Raw genomic sequence first — 14,662 nt, 5'->3', positions numbered from 1 at the left:
GCCCTTCGCGTTCCCGCACTCAGCCGCCGGTACCGCCGTGCAGCCGGCTCGCGGTCGCCACCGCGCGCAGTACCGCCGCCGCCTTGTTGCGGCACTCGGTGTCCTCGGCGACCGGGTCCGAGTCGGCGACGACGCCGGCGCCCGCCTGGACGTAGGCCGTGCCGTCGCGCAGCAGCGCGGTGCGGATGGCGATCGCGGTGTCGGAGTCGCCGGCGAAGTCCAGATAGCCGACGCAGCCGCCGTACAGGCCGCGGCGGACCGGCTCCAGCTCGTCGATGATCTGCATGGCGCGCGGCTTGGGCGCGCCCGAGAGCGTGCCCGCCGGGAAGCAGGCCGTCAGCACGTCGAAGGCGGTGCGGCCCTCGGCCACCCGGCCGGTGACGGTCGAGACGATGTGCATGACGTGGCTGTAGCGCTCGACGGACATGAAGTCCACCACCTCGACGCTGCCCGGCTCGCACACGCGCCCCAGGTCGTTGCGGCCGAGGTCGACCAGCATCAGGTGCTCGGCGCGCTCCTTGGGGTCGGCCATCAGCTCCTCCCCCAGCGCCGCGTCCTCCTGCGGGGTGGCGCCGCGCGGCCGGGTGCCGGCGATCGGGTGCACCAGCGCCCGGCCGTCCTCGACCTTGACCAGCGCCTCGGGGCTGGAGCCCACGACGTCGAAGCCGTCGAAGCGGAACAGGTACATGTACGGGCTCGGGTTGGTCGCCCGCAGCACCCGGTAGACGTCCAGCGCGCTCGCCGGGCAGGGGGTCTCGAACCGCTGCGAGGGCACCACCTGGAACGCCTCGCCGGCCCGGATCCGCTCCTTGATGTCCTCGACGGCCGCCTGGTAGGCCGCCGAGCCCCAGCGCCCGGTGAACTCCGGCAGCCGCGAGGCGGGCAGCTCGACGGCGGCCGACGCGCTGGGCCGGGCCAGGTCGGCCGCCATCGCGTCCAGCCGGGCGACGGCGTCGGCGTACGCCTCGTCGATGCCGGTGTCCAGGTCGTTGTGGTTGATCGCGTTCGCGATCAGCAGCACGCTGCCGTCCCAGTGGTCGAGCACCGCCAGGTCCGAGGTGAGCAGCATCGTCAGCTCGGGCAGCCGCAGTTCGTCCTCGCCGTGCTCGCCGATCTTCTCCAGGCGGCGCACCACGTCGTAGCCGAGGTACCCGACCATCCCGCCGGTGAACGGCGGCAGCGCGCCGCCCGCGTGCAGGTCGCGCGGGGTGTGCAGGGCCTCGACGGTGGCCCGCAGCGCCTCCAGCGGGTCGCCGCCGGTCGGCACGCCCACCGGCGGGGTGCCCTGCCAGTGCGCCTGGCCGTCGCGCTCGGTCAGCGTCGCGGCGCTGCGCACCCCGACGAAGGAGTACCGGGACCAGGAGCGGCCGTTCTCCGCCGACTCCAGCAGGAACGTCCCCGGCCGCTCGCCCGCGAGTTTGCGGTACAGGCCGACCGGGGTGTCGCCGTCCGCGAGCAGCCTCCGGCTGACGGGGATCACCCGGCGGTCACCCGCCAGTTTGCGGAACGTCTCGAGGTCGGGCGCGACAGTAGCGGTGGTCATAGCGGCAGCGTAATGGGCGGGCGGGGGACGCCCGCCCAGCCCTGCCGCCCAACCCCGCTGCCCGGCCCGGCGGCGCGGGCCGCCGCTCGGGTCGCGACCCGGACCGCGGCTCAGCCCGGCGGTTCGGCCCGGACCCAGGCGGGATCGACGTCGGCGAGGACGACCGCGCGCAGCTCCTCGGGCACGTCGCCGAGGGCCACGACCTGCATCGGGTCGGCGAGGGCGATCTCGGCGGCGGCGGCCGTGACCGCGTCCGCGGCGGCCTCGTCCGCGCCCGGGGTGCCGTCGACCTCGTAGACCGCCAGGATCTTCTCCCGGGCGTCCGCCACGCGGTAGCGCGTGAGGAAGAGCCGGCGCACCGCGGGCAGGGCCGCGAGCCGCGGCAGCACGGCGGCCAGCAGCCGGGGCTGCGCGTCGGCGCTCGCCTTGACCTTGATGAACGCGCCCGCCGGGAACGGCCGGCCGGCCGCGATCACGACGTCCCGCTCGTCGGCGGCCACGTGGATCGGCGAGGCGGCCCGCGGGTTGACGATCAGCCCCGCCGCGGGCGGCAGTTGGGCCAGCAGCTCGGGCACGGTGATCTGGAAGAGGCGGTAGCCGTCGGGCAGGTCGCGCCGGATCTCGTCGGGGTCGGTGTACGCCACCGCGCACAGCGTCCCGGAGACGTCCGTGTAGAGCGGTTCGGGGCCGCGGTCACCGGTGCGCACGCCGATCAGCACGATGCTGTCGGCCAGCCGGTAGAGCAGCGGGGAGACCTCGATCGGCCCGCCGTTCGGGTCGGGTTGTTCGCTCACAGCTCGATCTCCGCGTTGACGGCGGGCAGGTCCGCGGGCAGCGGCGCCTCGATGCCCAGCAGGTTCAGCTGGTCGCCCAGGCACATGCGCACGCCGCCGGAGCCGTCCGAGCGCCGCGCGTAGGTGCCGAGCCGGATGGTGCCGGGGAAGGCGAACGCCTGCCGGAGCCGCTCCACGTGGAAGGGCTCCGCAAGAACGAGCAGCCAGTCCCCGAAGTGCGGGTCGGCGATGTGCCAGTCCTTCGCGATCCGGTTCCCCCAGGACAGCTCCGCCGCCACCACGGGATCGAGGTGCGCGTGCGGGTTCTCCCGCGTGCCGGAGGCCGCGATCCGCACCCGGCCGCCGTCCGGTGCTCCGGCGCTCATCGGCCGGGCGCCGTGAGCTGGGAGCCGTACACCGAGCCGCGGGTGATCCCGCCGACGACGGTGACCCCGCCCGCGGCGGTGGCGGCGGTCTGGTTGTTGGTCAGGATCGGGGAGCCGGAGGGCAGGTCGAAGTTGCGCAGCGGGATGTTCTGGCCGGGGCCGACGGTGGCGATGCCGTTCGGCGCGACCGGCAGGACGTTGCCGCTGTGGTCGATGACCGAGATGGCGCCGGAGTCGATGTGCGTCATCACGTCGGGGATGAAGTACTGCGGCAGGCCGCCCCCGCCGAACTGCGGGTTGGCGTTCGCGTGGGCGCCGGCCGCCGGCACGTCGGAGTTGAAGTGCAGGGTGACGCCCTCGGTCCGGTACTCGTGGTGGATGTACGCGTTGAGGTCCGACGGCCCCACCTGGACCCCCTTGCTGATCTCGGCGGAGTCGTTGCCCAGCGCCGCCATCGTCCCCTCCGGCATCGCGAAGCCGGTGATGCGCGGGTGCAGCGCCTCGGCGTTGGTGCCAGCCGCGATGACGGTGTCGTGCCACACGTCGATGCCCGGGTAGCCGCCCGAGCCCTGCCAGGCGCGCGCCCCCTGCGACGGCAGTTCCGACGCGGCCTGGGTGCCGCCGCGCCAGCCCTGCAGGCCCTCGGAGAGGCTGGAGCGGAACGAGCCGAAGAAGCCCGCGCCGTCGCCGAAGCCGGCGCCGAAGCCGGTCAGCGCGCCCGAGGCGCCGTACCGCAGCTCGGTGGCCATCGACGTCAGCTTGCCCAGCGCGGTGAACGGCAGGGCGCGCAGCAGGCCCGGGATGGCCGAGCGGACCTTCCACAGGGCCATCGCGCCGGTGCCGATGCCCTTGACCGCACCCCAGCCGGCGCCCAGCAGGTGGCTGCCCACGCCGACCAGCCCCTCGGCGGCGAAGGCGCCCTTGAGCGCGCCCAGCGAGGTCAGGCCCTTCGTCATGGGGATGCAGCTCAGCGCGGCCAGGGCCACGTCCCACAGGGTCGCTTTCCCCTGGGTGTACTTGGCGATGGTGTCCGCGAGCACCAGCAGCGCCGCCGCGAAGACGATCCAGGCGATCGGGCCGCCGATGATCAGCGCGATGATCCCGCCGACCGCGACGACGATCTTCGCGACGACGATGAGGCCGTTCCACGCCTTGGCGGCGAGGTCCCCGAGCTTGTGCCAGAACGAGTCCGGCGGGATGCCCGCGTCGGCGGCCTCGTGCAGCTTCCTGCTCGCGGTGTCGGCGGCGCCGGAGCGCAGCTCCGCCGCCTGCCCGGCGAGCCGCTTGGCGGCGTCGAGCTGCGCCTGCGGACCGCTGAGCTGCGACTGCAGGGAGGTGACCTGGCCCTGGGCGGCGGTGTGCTTGCGGGCCTGCTCCTTGACCTGGTCGGGGTCGGGCGGCGGGGCCGCCTTGTCCAGGGTGGTGAGCGAGCCGTTGGCGGTGACGAGCTGCGCGTGCAGGCTCTTCACCTGGTCGTAGACCTGCCGGCCCTGGGCCAGCGCCCGGTCCGCCTGGCTCTGCGCCGAGTCCAGCGACGTCGCGTACCCGTCCAGCGCGTCGGCGGCCAGGTGGTGGGAGTGCGCGACCTTGTCGAGCTGCCCGGGGAACTTGCCGATCGCCTCCTTGAAGACGTCGCCGGCGGCGCCGACCCAGGTCATCGTCGCGTGGTCGCCGGCCAGCGCCCGGACGTTGCGGGACGCGGCCTCCGCGTCGTCGGCGATCCGGCGCGTGCCGGTGGCGAGTTGGCGGATCCGGAAGACGTCCCCCGGGGTGGGGTCCTCGTGCAGGTCCAGGACGTGCCAGTCGGTGGGGCGGCTCACTTCGCGCCCTCCACCAGGTCGGTGGCGCGGAACAGGCGGAACGTCGAGGTGACGGCGTCGAAGACGTCGAGCAGCGCGGGCGCCACCTCCACGGCGGGGCTGCTGCACGAGACGACGGCGACGCGGTTGACGTCCCGCAGCGGGACGAAGGTCTGCATCGACACGACGCGCAGCGGACGGCCCGACTCGTCCTCGATGTCCTCGATCCCCTGGCTGCGGGCGGCGGGCCCGGCCTCCGGCAGGTCGACGGTGGACAGCTCGGTCCAGGGGTCGCCCTCGGCCTTCGCCGTCCGCGCCGTGAGCGGTGCGAGCAGCGGCGACAGCCGGTCCTCGGCGTCGCTGCTCGCGTCGACGGGTCCGGCGACGAAGGAGACGGTGACGCAGGCGGGCAGCAGCCCGTCCGCGACCGTCTCCGCCATGACCGCGCAGTAGACGGCGCCGGCGTTCCAGGCGGCGGCCGCCTGGTTGCGCAGCAGCCGGACGATGTCGGAGCGGCGCTCGCGCAGCTCGGGCAGGTCGGTGAGGCGGCTGTTGACGAGGTCGGCCGCGGAGGCGGCGCGGGTCGCGGGGCGGACGTCGACCTCGAACCAGCTGCCGGGCACCCGCAGGGTGTAGCCGACGCCGGTGTCGAGCCGGGGGCCGCTCACCGCTCCGCCTTCGTGCCGTCGCGCAGCTGCTTCGCGAGGTCCTCGTCGACCTTGGCGTAGGCCTTCACGGCCTCGGTGACCATGGAGGACAGGACGCCGGCCGTGTTCTCCACGTGGCCGCGGCCGTCGCGCCAGCGCTTCTCGAAGTGGTGCATCGCGTCGCGGACCCGGCCGTCGCCGTAGTCGGAGTCGAAGGAGTCGATCACCGAGTGGCTGGTTTCGAGCCCCCGCTTGATCCGGTCGAGCTGCCCGGTGAACGCGTCCAGCGCCCCCAGGTCGTATCCCAGGTCCGTCATCGAGCCCTCCCGTCGGTCCGCGGACCGACAGCTTGCCACAGTGGCCGGAAGTGTCCGCTCCGGTCGGCGGGACGCGATCGGGGACGCGGCCGGGGACGGGGACGGGTCAGGGGCCCAGCGGCAGCGGGTCGGCGTCGAAACAGGTGCGGTCGCCGGTGTGGCAGGCGGCACCGGTCTGGTCGACCTTGACGAGCAGGGTGTCGCCGTCGCAGTCCAGGGCGACGGACTTGACGTGCTGGACGTGCCCCGAGGTGTCGCCCTTGACCCAGTACTCGCCGCGGCTGCGGCTCCAGTACGTGCACCGGCCGGTGGTCAGGGTGCGGTGCAGCGCCTCGTCGTCCATCCAGCCGAGCATCAGCACCTCGCCGGTGTCGTACTGCTGGGCGATGGCGGGCACCAGGCCGTCGGCGGTGCGCTTGAGGCGGGCGGCCACGGCCGGGTCGAGCGCGGAGGCGGGCGGCGTAGCGGAGGTGTCGGGCATGCCTCTATTGTGCAGCCGCCACTTATCACGTTTCGCGCATTCCAAAAGGGGTGTTCGGTGCGAAACACGGCACTTCCCCCGACCTTGATTCCCTAGTCGCTCGCCGTTGTCACCCGTATGGGGCATCCTGCGTGCATGGGTTTTCCTCCGCCTCCGCCGAACGGTCAGCCGCCACCAGGGCAAGGTGGCGGCTTCGGTCCGCCGCAGAACTTTGGTCCGCCGACACCACCTCCTCCGCCGGGTGACGGCGGCTACGGCTATCCGCAAGGCGGCCAGGGCGGTTACGGGTATCCGCAGGGCGGCCAGGGCCAGGGCGGCTACGGCCCGCCCGGGCCCCCCGGACCGCCGGCTCCTCCCGGTGGCGGCTACGGCTACCCGCAGGGCGGCGGCTATCCGCCGCCTCCCGGCGGCGGCAACAACAACGGCCGGAACGTGGCGATCGCGATCGGCGCGGTCGTCGTGGTCGGAGCGATCATCGGTGGCATCGTCCTGGCCACCGGCGGTGACGGCGACAAGAAGCCGGACGTGCTCGCGAGCACCAGCTCGTCCTCGTCCAGCTCCGCGTTCCCGACGCCCACGGTGACGCTGCCGACCGACCTGCCGACGCTCGACATCCCCACCGACCTGCCGACCACGGGCCTGCCCACCACCAGCGCCCCGACGTCGGACCTGGTGCCGTACGTCGTGCTGAGCCCCGGCAAGTGCTTCGACCACCCGGGCCTGGACAGCAGCGTGTCCGTCGTCACGACCCGCTCGTGCAGCTCGCCGCACGACGGCGAGGTCGTCGCGAACGAGACCCTGACCGGCACCTTCACCACCGAGTCCGAGCTCCAGACCAAGGTGCTCAAGCTCTGCGAGCCGGACGCCAAGAAGCGTCTCGCCCGCATCCCGGCCGACGGGAAGACGTACTACTACTACGCGCTCTACCCGTCGCTCATGACGTACCAGATCCAGAAGAAGGACACGATCTCCTGCTCGCTGACCCTGAGCAACAAGGTCGACGGGAAGAAGCTCCAGAAGGCCCTGCCGTAGCCGTGCGGCGAGGGGTGGACCTAACCTGGCGTCATGTCGACTCATGCGCAGCGTGAACGTCTGCTCCTCGCCGATCTGCTCGAGAACGCCGGGGCGGGTGCCCCGACCCTCTGCGAGGGCTGGACCGCCCGGGACCTGGCCGCACACGTCGTCGTCCGCGAACGCCGCAGCGACGCGGCGGCAGGGATCGTGATCCCGCAGCTCGCGGCCCGAATGGAGCGCGTACGGCGGGAGTTCGCGGGCAAGCCCTTCGAAGAGCTGGTGCAGCTGATCCGCACGGGGCCACCGCGGATGTCGCCCTTCGCCCTCAAGCAGATCGACGAGGCGGCCAACACCGTCGAGTTCTTCGTCCACGCCGAGGACGTCCGCCGCGCCCAGCCGGACTGGACCCCGCGCGAGCTGGACGGCGTCTTCTCCGACACCCTGTGGAAGCGCCTGGAGCGCATGGCCCGGGTGGCGGGCCGCAAGTCCCCCGTCGGCCTGGTCCTGCGCCGCCCCGACGGCCAGACCGCCGTCGCCCACAAGGGCACGCCGGTCGTGACGGTCACCGGCGAGCCGGGCGAACTGACCCTCTTCGCCTTCGGCCGCCAGGACGCGGCCCGCGTCGAGACCGAGGGCGACAAGACCGCGGTGGCGAAGCTCTACGAGGCCGACCTCGGCCTGTAGCCCCGGTCCCGCCGCGTCCCGTCAGCGGTCGCGGGTGGCCTCCAGGAGGATGCGGCGGAGTTCGCGGGCGGCGCGGGGTGGGGAGACGTCGCCGCGGTGGGCGACGGAGATGGTGCGGTGCAGGCCCGGGGGGGCGAACGGGGTGACGCGCAGGCCCGAGCGCTCCGCGACCATGCTGGGGACCACCGCGCGGCCCAGGCCCGCGCGGACGAAGCCGAGGACCGCGTCCATCTCGCCGCCCTCGACGGAGAAGGCCGGCTCGAAGCCGGCCGCCCGGCAGGCCGCGAGGGTGTGCTCCCGCAGGTCGTAGCCGCGGCGGAACATCACCAGCGGGAGGCCGCGCAGGTCCTCGATGCGCAGGCCGCCGCGGTGCTCCGGGGCGGGCTCGGACGGTGCCGAGACCACCACCAGCTCCTCGCGCAGCAGCTCCTCGGTGGCCAGGGCGGGGGCCTGGACGGGCAGCGGGGTGATGATCAGCGCGAGGTCGAGCTCGCCCGCGGCCAGCACCCGCACGAGGTCCTGCGAGCCGTCCTCGTGCACCACCAGGTCGACCCCGGGGTAGCGCCGGTGGAAGTCCTTGAGGACGTCGGGCACCAGGCTGGCGCACAGGCTCGGCGGCGCCCCCAGCCGTACCCGGCCGCGCCGGAGCTGCACCACCTCCTGGACCTCGCGGCGCGCGGTCTCGGCGTCGGCCAGGATGCGGCGGGCCAGCGGCAGCAGGGCCTCCCCCGCGTCGGTGAGGGTGATGTGGCCCCGGGCGCGGTGGAACAGCTCGGCGCCCAGCTCCCGCTCCAGCGCCCGGATCTGCTGCGACAGCGACGGCTGGGCCACGTGGACGCTCTCGGCGGCGCGGGTGAAGTGCCGCAGGTCCGCGACGGCGGCGAAGTACTGGAGCTGGTTCAGCTGCATGGGTCCAGCGTAGGCCGCTGCATAGTCATTGACTATGGAAAGCAGCCGGATCATGTCTTGGACGAATGTCGATGACCGGATCTACCGTCCTTCCCATGGCTCTGGCGACACGTACCGAACGGCGACCGTCCCCCGCGGCGGCCCTGTGGCGCTCCACCGTCGGCAAGAAGGCGGTCATGGCGGTCACCGGGGTGGCGATGCTGCTGTACCTGGTCGCGCACATGCTCGGCAATCTGAAGATCTTCTTCGGTTCCGCGGACTTCAACGGCTACGCGGGCTGGCTGCGCACCATCGGCGAGCCGGTGCTGCACCACGGCTGGTTCCTGTGGCTGGTGCGGGCCGGGCTGCTGGCGGCCGTCGTGCTGCACGGCGTCGCCGCGTACCAGCTCAGCCGGCTGGACCGGGCCGCGAGGCCCGCGAAGTACGTCCACCGGCGGCAGCGCGCGAGCTACGCCACCCGCACCATGCGCTGGGGCGGGGTGATCCTCGCGCTCTTCATCGTCTGGCACATCCTGGACCTGACGACGCTGACGGTGAATCCGCGCGGCCAGGCGCACCACCCCTACGAGAACATCGTCGCGGACTTCCGCAACTGGTACGCCGACGTGTTCTACATCGTGGCGATGCTCGCGCTGGGCCTGCACATCCGGCACGGCTTCTGGAGCGCCGCGCAGACCCTCGGCGCCGCCGACGCCCGGCGCACCCGGGCGCTCAAAGCCGTGGCCAACGTCCTGGCGCTCGTCCTGACCTGCGGATTCATCGCCGTACCCATTGCCGTCATGACTGGAGTCGTGAGCTGACATGACCGACTACCCGCAGTGGACCACCGGCGCACCCGTCGCCGACACCCGGGCCCCCGACGGCCCGATCGAGGAGCGCTGGGACCGCCGCCGCTTCGAGGCGAAGCTGGTCAACCCGGCCAACCGCCGCCGCCACACCGTCATCGTGGTCGGCACCGGGCTGGCCGGCGGCGCGGCCGGCGCCACGCTGGCCGAACAGGGCTACCACGTCGTGCAGTTCTGCTACCAGGACTCGCCCCGCAGGGCGCACTCCATCGCCGCGCAGGGCGGCATCAACGCGGCCAAGAACTACCGCAACGACGGCGACTCGGTGCGGCGGCTGTTCTACGACACCGTCAAGGGCGGCGACTTCCGCGCCCGCGAGTCCAACGTGCACCGCCTCGCCCAGGTGTCGGTGGAGATCATCGACCAGTGCGTCGCGCAGGGCGTGCCGTTCGCCCGCGAGTACGGCGGCCTGCTCGACACCCGCTCGTTCGGCGGCGTCCAGGTCTCGCGCACCTTCTACGCCCGCGGCCAGACCGGCCAGCAGCTGCTGCTCGGCGCGTACCAGGCGCTCAGCCGGCAGATCGCGGCCGGCAGCGTCGAGATGCACGCGCGGACCGAGATGCTCGACCTGATCGTGGTCGACGGCCGGGCGCGCGGCATCGTCGCCCGCGACCTGGTCACCGGGCGGATCGACACCTACTTCGCGGACGCGGTCGTGCTCGCCTCCGGCGGCTACGGCAACGTCTTCCACCTGTCGACCAACGCCAAGAACTCCAACGCCACCGCCATCTGGCGGGCCCACCGGCGCGGCGCGTACTTCGCCAACCCGTGCTTCACCCAGATCCACCCCACCTGCATCCCGCGCTCCGGCGACCACCAGTCGAAGCTGACGCTGATGAGCGAGTCGCTGCGCAACGACGGCCGGATCTGGGTCCCGAAGGTGCGCGGCGACGAGCGCCCGCCGAACACGATCCCCGAGGACGAGCGGGACTACTACCTGGAGCGGATCTACCCGGCGTTCGGCAACCTGGTGCCCCGCGACATCGCCTCGCGCGCCGCCAAGAACGTCTGCGACGAGGGGCGCGGCGTCGGCCCCGGCGGCCAGGGCGTCTACCTGGACTTCGCCGACGCCATCGGCAGGCTGGGCCGCGGGGCCGTCGAGGAGAGGTACGGCAACCTCTTCGAGATGTACGAGCGGATCACCGCCGAGGACCCGTACACCGTCCCCATGCGGATCTACCCCGCGATCCACTACACGATGGGCGGCCTGTGGGTCGACTACGACCTGCAGACCACCGTGCCCGGCCTCTTCGCCATCGGCGAGGCCAACTTCTCCGACCACGGCGCCAACCGGCTCGGCGCCAGCGCCCTCATGCAGGGCCTGGCCGACGGCTACTTCGTCCTGCCGGCCACCCTCAACGACTACCTGGCGCGGCAGCCGCACGACACCGTGGACCCGGAGCACCCGGCGGTCGCCGAGGCCGTCGCCGACACCGAGGACCGGCTCAACCTGCTGCTCGCCGTGGACGGCGACCGCACCCCCGAGTCCTTCCACCGCGAACTGGGCGAACTGCTCTGGGACGAGTGCGGCATGGCGCGCACCGAGGCCGGGCTGCGCAAGGCGCTGGACCGCATCCCGCAGCTGCGCGACGAGTTCTGGCGCCGGGTGAAGGTCCCCGGCTCCGGCGCCGACCTCAACCAGTGCCTGGAGCAGGCCAACCGCATCGCCGACCACCTGGAGCTCGCCGAGCTGATGTGCCTGGACGCCCTGCACCGTGCCGAGTCGTGCGGCGGGCACTTCCGCGAGGAGAGCCAGACCCCGGACGGCGAGGCCGCCCGCGACGACGAGAACTTCGCGTACGCCGCGGCCTGGGAGTTCACCGGGGTCGGCCGCGCCCCCGTCCTGCACCGCGAAGAGCTCGTCTTCGACCACGTCCACCCCACCCAGCGGAGCTACGCGTGAACCTGACCCTGCGCATCTGGCGGCAGTCCGGCCCCGACGAGCCGGGCCGGATGACCGCCTACGACGTCACCGGCATCTCCGCCGACATGTCGTTCCTGGAGATGCTGGACCACCTGAACGAGGAGCTGATCCTCGCCGGCGACGAGCCCGTCGCGTTCGACCACGACTGCCGCGAGGGCATCTGCGGCGCCTGCGGCATGGTCATCAACGGCCGGGCGCACGGGCCCGAGCGGACCACCACCTGCCAGCTGCACATGCGGCACTTCGCCGACGGCGACACCGTCGACGTCGAGCCGTGGCGGGCCGCCGCCTTCCCGGTCGTCAAGGACCTCGTCGTCGACCGGTCCGCCTTCGACCGCATCATCGGCTCCGGCGGCTACATCACCGCGCCCACCGGCGCCGCCCCCGAGGCGCACGCCACCGCGGTGCCCAAGCCGGTCGCCGACACCGCCTTCGAGCACGCCGAGTGCATCGGCTGCGGCGCCTGCGTGGCGGCCTGCCCCAACGGCTCGGCGATGCTCTTCACCGCGGCCAAGGTCGTCCACCTCAACGTGCTGCCGCAGGGCGCGCCCGAGCGTGAGTCGCGGGTGCTGGACATGGTCGGGACGATGGACGCCGAGGGCTTCGGCGGCTGCACCAACACCGGCGAGTGCGCCACCGCCTGCCCGAAGGGCATCCCGCTGCCGTCGATCGCGGCGATGAACCGCGAGTACCTGCGGGCGCTGGCCAAGGGCCGCTGAGGCGGCGCCCGCCCAGGTATCAGCGGACCGGGTGCCCGGCCTCGCGCAGCGCGTCCTTGACGTCCCCGATGCGCAGGTCCCCGAAGTGGAAGACCGACGCCGCCAGTACCGCGTCGGCGCCCGCCGCCACCGCGGGGGCGAAGTCGGCGAGCCGGCCGGCGCCGCCGGAGGCGATGACGGGGACGGTGACGTGCTTGCGGACGGCCTCGATCATGTCGAGGTCGTAGCCGTCCTTGGTGCCGTCGGCGTCCATCGAGTTCAGCAGGATCTCCCCCGCGCCCAGCTCCGCGGCGCGGTGCGCCCACTCGACGGCGTCGATGCCGGTGCCGCGCCGGCCGCCGTGCGTGGTGACCTCGAAGCCGCCGGACTCGTTGCGCCGGGCGTCGACGGAGAGCACGAGCACCTGCCGGCCGAACCGCTCGGCGATCTCCCGGATCAGCTCCGGGCGGGCGATGGCGGCGGTGTTGACGCCGACCTTGTCGGCGCCGGCCCGCAGCAGCTTGTCGACGTCGTCGGCCGCCCGGACGCCGCCGCCGACGGTGAGCGGGATGAAGACCTGCTCGGCGGTGCGGCGCACCACGTCGTAGGTGGTCTCCCGGTCGCCCGAGGAGGCGGTGATGTCCAGGAACGTCAGCTCGTCGGCGCCCTCGGCGTCATAGAGCTTCGCCATCTCCACGGGGTCGCCCGCGTCCCGCAGGTTCTGGAAGTTGACGCCCTTGACGACCCGGCCGTTGTCCACGTCCAGGCAGGGGATGACTCGGACCGCGAGGGTCATTCAGGGGCTCCTCGATACGCTTCGACCTCGACCTCGACCAGCACCCGCGAGTCGACGAAGCCGTTGACGACGACCATCGTCGCGGCCGGCCGCACCGCGTCGAACAGCTCCTTGTGGGCGCGGCCGACGTCCTCCGCGTCCCGGGCGTGGCTGAGGTACATCCGGGTGCGGACGACGCTGTCCGCCGCCAGGCCGAAGGGCTCCAGGGCGGCGATCGCGTTGTTGAAGGCGAGCAGCGCCTGCTCGTACGGGCTGCCCTCGCCCCGCACCACGCCACCGACCAGCGGCATGGTGCCGGCGACGATGACCCGGTCGCCGGCCGCGACGGCACGGGCGAAGCCCATCGCTTCCTCCCAGGGGCTGTGGTCGGACTGCACGCGGCGTACTGCGGGGGAATCGGTCATCGGGAAACGGCCTCCAGCGCCTCTTCCAAGGTGAATGCCTTGGCGTAAAGGGCCTTGCCCACGATGGCGCCTTCGACACCTTCGGGCACCAACGTGGCGATCGCCCGCAGGTCGTCCAGCGACGAGACGCCGCCGGAGGCGACGACGGGCCTGTCGGTGGCGGCGCACACGTTCTTCAGCAGTTCCAGGTTGGGGCCCTGCAGCGTGCCGTCCTTGGCGATGTCGGTGACGACGTACCGGGCGCACCCCTCGGAGTCCAGCCGGGCGAGCGTCTCGTACAGGTCGCCGCCGTCGCGGGTCCAGCCGCGGCCGCGCAGCGTGGTGCCGCGCACGTCCAGGCCGACCGCGATGCGGTCGCCGAACTCGGCGATGACCTTGGCGACCCACTCGGGCGTCTCCAGGGCGGCAGTGCCGAGGTTGACGCGGGTACAGCCGGTGGCGAGGGCCGCGGCGAGCGAGGCGTCGTCGCGGATGCCGCCGGACAGCTCGACCTTGATGTCCATCGAGCCGGCGACCTCGGCGATCCGCGCCCGGTTGTCACCGGTGCCGAAGGCCGCGTCCAGGTCCACCAGGTGCAGCCACTCGGCGCCCGCCTGCTGCCAGGCGAGGGCGGCGGCCAGCGGGTCGCCGTAGGACGTCTCGGAGCCGGACTCGCCGTGGACGAGGCGGACGGCCTGGCCGTCACGGACGTCGACGGCGGGAAGGAGTTCGAGGCGGTTCGTAGCCATGGGAGATGACGTCCTAGAGGTTCCGGAGGCGGTCGGGGTCTGGAGCGGTCGGGGTCCGGCCGAGGTCCGGCCGAGGCCTAGAGGTGGTCGAGCCAGTTGGTCAGCAGCTGGGCACCGGCGTCACCGGACTTCTCGGGGTGGAACTGGGTGGCCCACAGCGGGCCGTTCTCCACGGCGGCGACGAACGGCTCGCCGTGCGTGGCCCAGGTGACCTTCGGGGAGCGGATGTGGGGGTTGGTGACCTCCAGCTCCCACTCCCGCACCGCGTACGAGTGCACGAAGTAGAAGCGCGCGTCGGCGTCGAGGCCGGCGAACTGCCGGCTGTCCTCGGGCGCCTTCACGGTGTTCCAGCCCATGTGCGGGACGATCGGGGCGCGCAGCGGTTCGACCGTGCCGGGCCACTCGTCGCAGCCCTCGGTCTCGGTGCCGTGCTCCACGCCGCGCGCGAACAGGATCTGCATGCCGACGCAGATCCCCATCACGGGCCGGCCGCCGGACAGCCGCCGGCCGATGATCCACTCACCGCGCACCGACTTCAGCCCGGCCATGCAGGCCTCGAACGCCCCGACGCCGGGCACCAGCAGCCCGTCGGCGTTCATGGCCCGGTCGAAGTCGCTGGTGATCTCGACGTCGGCGCCGACGTGCGCCAGCGCGCGCTCGGCCGAGCGGACGTTGCCGAACCCGTAGTCGAGGACAACCACGCTCTTGCTCATG

At 72.9% G+C, this 14,662-nt stretch carries 17 protein-coding genes; 5 read left to right on the top strand and 12 right to left on the bottom strand.

Annotated features, from left to right (window positions below):
• Window positions 1–19: 19 nt before the first annotated feature.
• The 7 genes from ABZ721_RS24820 to hisI form a co-directional block, all read right to left on the bottom strand.
• The gene (locus tag ABZ721_RS24820; protein WP_358790883.1) at window positions 20–1,543 is read right to left on the bottom strand and encodes an anthranilate synthase component I; all 1,524 of its coding nucleotides are present in this window, start codon (window positions 1,541–1,543) and stop codon (window positions 20–22) included.
• A gap of 110 nt (window positions 1,544–1,653) precedes the next feature.
• Window positions 1,654–2,337, bottom strand: coding sequence for a hypothetical protein (locus tag ABZ721_RS24815; protein WP_358790882.1), 684 nt, complete (start codon window positions 2,335–2,337; stop codon window positions 1,654–1,656).
• On the bottom strand, window positions 2,334–2,702 hold the full coding sequence (locus tag ABZ721_RS24810; RefSeq protein WP_358790881.1) for a hypothetical protein: 369 nt from the start codon (window positions 2,700–2,702) through the stop codon (window positions 2,334–2,336). The genes ABZ721_RS24815 and ABZ721_RS24810 overlap by 4 nt, the downstream gene beginning before the upstream one ends.
• Window positions 2,699–4,522, bottom strand: a complete 1,824-nt coding sequence (locus ABZ721_RS24805) for a hypothetical protein (protein ID WP_358790880.1) — start codon at window positions 4,520–4,522, stop codon at window positions 2,699–2,701. Before ABZ721_RS24805 ends, ABZ721_RS24810 begins: the two co-directional genes overlap by 4 nt.
• Window positions 4,519–5,169, bottom strand: coding sequence for a hypothetical protein (locus ABZ721_RS24800; RefSeq protein WP_358790879.1), 651 nt, complete (start codon window positions 5,167–5,169; stop codon window positions 4,519–4,521). The genes ABZ721_RS24805 and ABZ721_RS24800 overlap by 4 nt, the downstream gene beginning before the upstream one ends.
• On the bottom strand, window positions 5,166–5,465 hold the full coding sequence (locus ABZ721_RS24795; RefSeq protein WP_358790878.1) for a hypothetical protein: 300 nt from the start codon (window positions 5,463–5,465) through the stop codon (window positions 5,166–5,168). The genes ABZ721_RS24800 and ABZ721_RS24795 overlap by 4 nt, the downstream gene beginning before the upstream one ends.
• Before the next feature lie 106 nt (window positions 5,466–5,571).
• Window positions 5,572–5,946: a phosphoribosyl-AMP cyclohydrolase gene (gene hisI / locus ABZ721_RS24790; RefSeq protein WP_358790877.1), complete on the bottom strand. Its 375-nt coding sequence runs from the start codon at window positions 5,944–5,946 to the stop codon at window positions 5,572–5,574.
• Between the two features lie 135 nt (window positions 5,947–6,081).
• Here hisI and ABZ721_RS24785 point away from each other — a divergent pair, with 135 nt between their 5' ends.
• Together ABZ721_RS24785 and ABZ721_RS24780 are read left to right on the top strand one after the other, a co-directional pair.
• On the top strand, window positions 6,082–6,978 hold the full coding sequence (locus ABZ721_RS24785) for a hypothetical protein (RefSeq protein ID WP_358790876.1): 897 nt from the start codon (window positions 6,082–6,084) through the stop codon (window positions 6,976–6,978).
• Between the two features lie 33 nt (window positions 6,979–7,011).
• Window positions 7,012–7,644: a TIGR03085 family metal-binding protein gene (locus tag ABZ721_RS24780; RefSeq protein WP_358790875.1), complete on the top strand. Its 633-nt coding sequence runs from the start codon at window positions 7,012–7,014 to the stop codon at window positions 7,642–7,644.
• A gap of 21 nt (window positions 7,645–7,665) precedes the next feature.
• On the opposite strand, the gene ABZ721_RS24775 is transcribed toward ABZ721_RS24780, so the two are convergent.
• Window positions 7,666–8,553, bottom strand: a complete 888-nt coding sequence (locus ABZ721_RS24775) for a LysR substrate-binding domain-containing protein (protein ID WP_358790874.1) — start codon at window positions 8,551–8,553, stop codon at window positions 7,666–7,668.
• A 95-nt stretch (window positions 8,554–8,648) separates the two neighbouring features.
• On the opposite strand from ABZ721_RS24775, the gene ABZ721_RS24770 reads away from it, so the two are divergent.
• The 3 genes from ABZ721_RS24770 to ABZ721_RS24760 are packed head-to-tail and all read left to right on the top strand — an operon-like array spanning window position 8,649 to window position 12,041.
• Window positions 8,649–9,353: a succinate dehydrogenase cytochrome b subunit gene (locus ABZ721_RS24770; protein WP_358790873.1), complete on the top strand. Its 705-nt coding sequence runs from the start codon at window positions 8,649–8,651 to the stop codon at window positions 9,351–9,353.
• Window position 9,354: 1 nt separating this feature from the next.
• A complete protein-coding gene (locus ABZ721_RS24765) occupies window positions 9,355–11,301 on the top strand; it encodes a fumarate reductase/succinate dehydrogenase flavoprotein subunit (RefSeq protein ID WP_358790872.1) in 1,947 nt (648 codons plus the stop codon).
• The gene (locus tag ABZ721_RS24760) at window positions 11,298–12,041 is read left to right on the top strand and encodes a succinate dehydrogenase/fumarate reductase iron-sulfur subunit (RefSeq protein WP_358790871.1); all 744 of its coding nucleotides are present in this window, start codon (window positions 11,298–11,300) and stop codon (window positions 12,039–12,041) included. Before ABZ721_RS24765 ends, ABZ721_RS24760 begins: the two co-directional genes overlap by 4 nt.
• A gap of 19 nt (window positions 12,042–12,060) precedes the next feature.
• Here the strand turns inward: ABZ721_RS24760 and hisF are convergent, their stop codons facing one another.
• The 4 genes from hisF to hisH form a co-directional block, all read right to left on the bottom strand.
• Entirely contained in the window at window positions 12,061–12,816 is a 756-nt protein-coding gene (hisF, locus tag ABZ721_RS24755) for an imidazole glycerol phosphate synthase subunit HisF (RefSeq protein ID WP_358790870.1), read from the bottom strand.
• On the bottom strand, window positions 12,813–13,220 hold the full coding sequence (locus tag ABZ721_RS24750) for a Rid family hydrolase (protein WP_358790869.1): 408 nt from the start codon (window positions 13,218–13,220) through the stop codon (window positions 12,813–12,815). The genes hisF and ABZ721_RS24750 overlap by 4 nt, the downstream gene beginning before the upstream one ends.
• Window positions 13,217–13,948 carry a bifunctional 1-(5-phosphoribosyl)-5-((5-phosphoribosylamino)methylideneamino)imidazole-4-carboxamide isomerase/phosphoribosylanthranilate isomerase PriA gene (gene priA / locus ABZ721_RS24745; protein WP_358790868.1) on the bottom strand — a complete coding sequence of 244 codons (732 nt, stop codon included), beginning with the start codon at window positions 13,946–13,948 and terminating at the stop codon, window positions 13,217–13,219. The genes ABZ721_RS24750 and priA overlap by 4 nt, the downstream gene beginning before the upstream one ends.
• Window positions 13,949–14,025: 77 nt before the next feature.
• Window positions 14,026–14,661: an imidazole glycerol phosphate synthase subunit HisH gene (gene hisH, locus ABZ721_RS24740; protein WP_358790867.1), complete on the bottom strand. Its 636-nt coding sequence runs from the start codon at window positions 14,659–14,661 to the stop codon at window positions 14,026–14,028.
• Window position 14,662: the final 1 nt, after the last annotated feature.

The organism is Streptomyces sp. NPDC006733 (genome assembly GCF_040636125.1).
In the GTDB taxonomy this organism is placed as follows: Bacteria; Actinomycetota; Actinomycetes; order Streptomycetales; family Streptomycetaceae; genus Actinacidiphila.
This window is presented reverse-complemented; position numbering and strand designations above follow the sequence as displayed.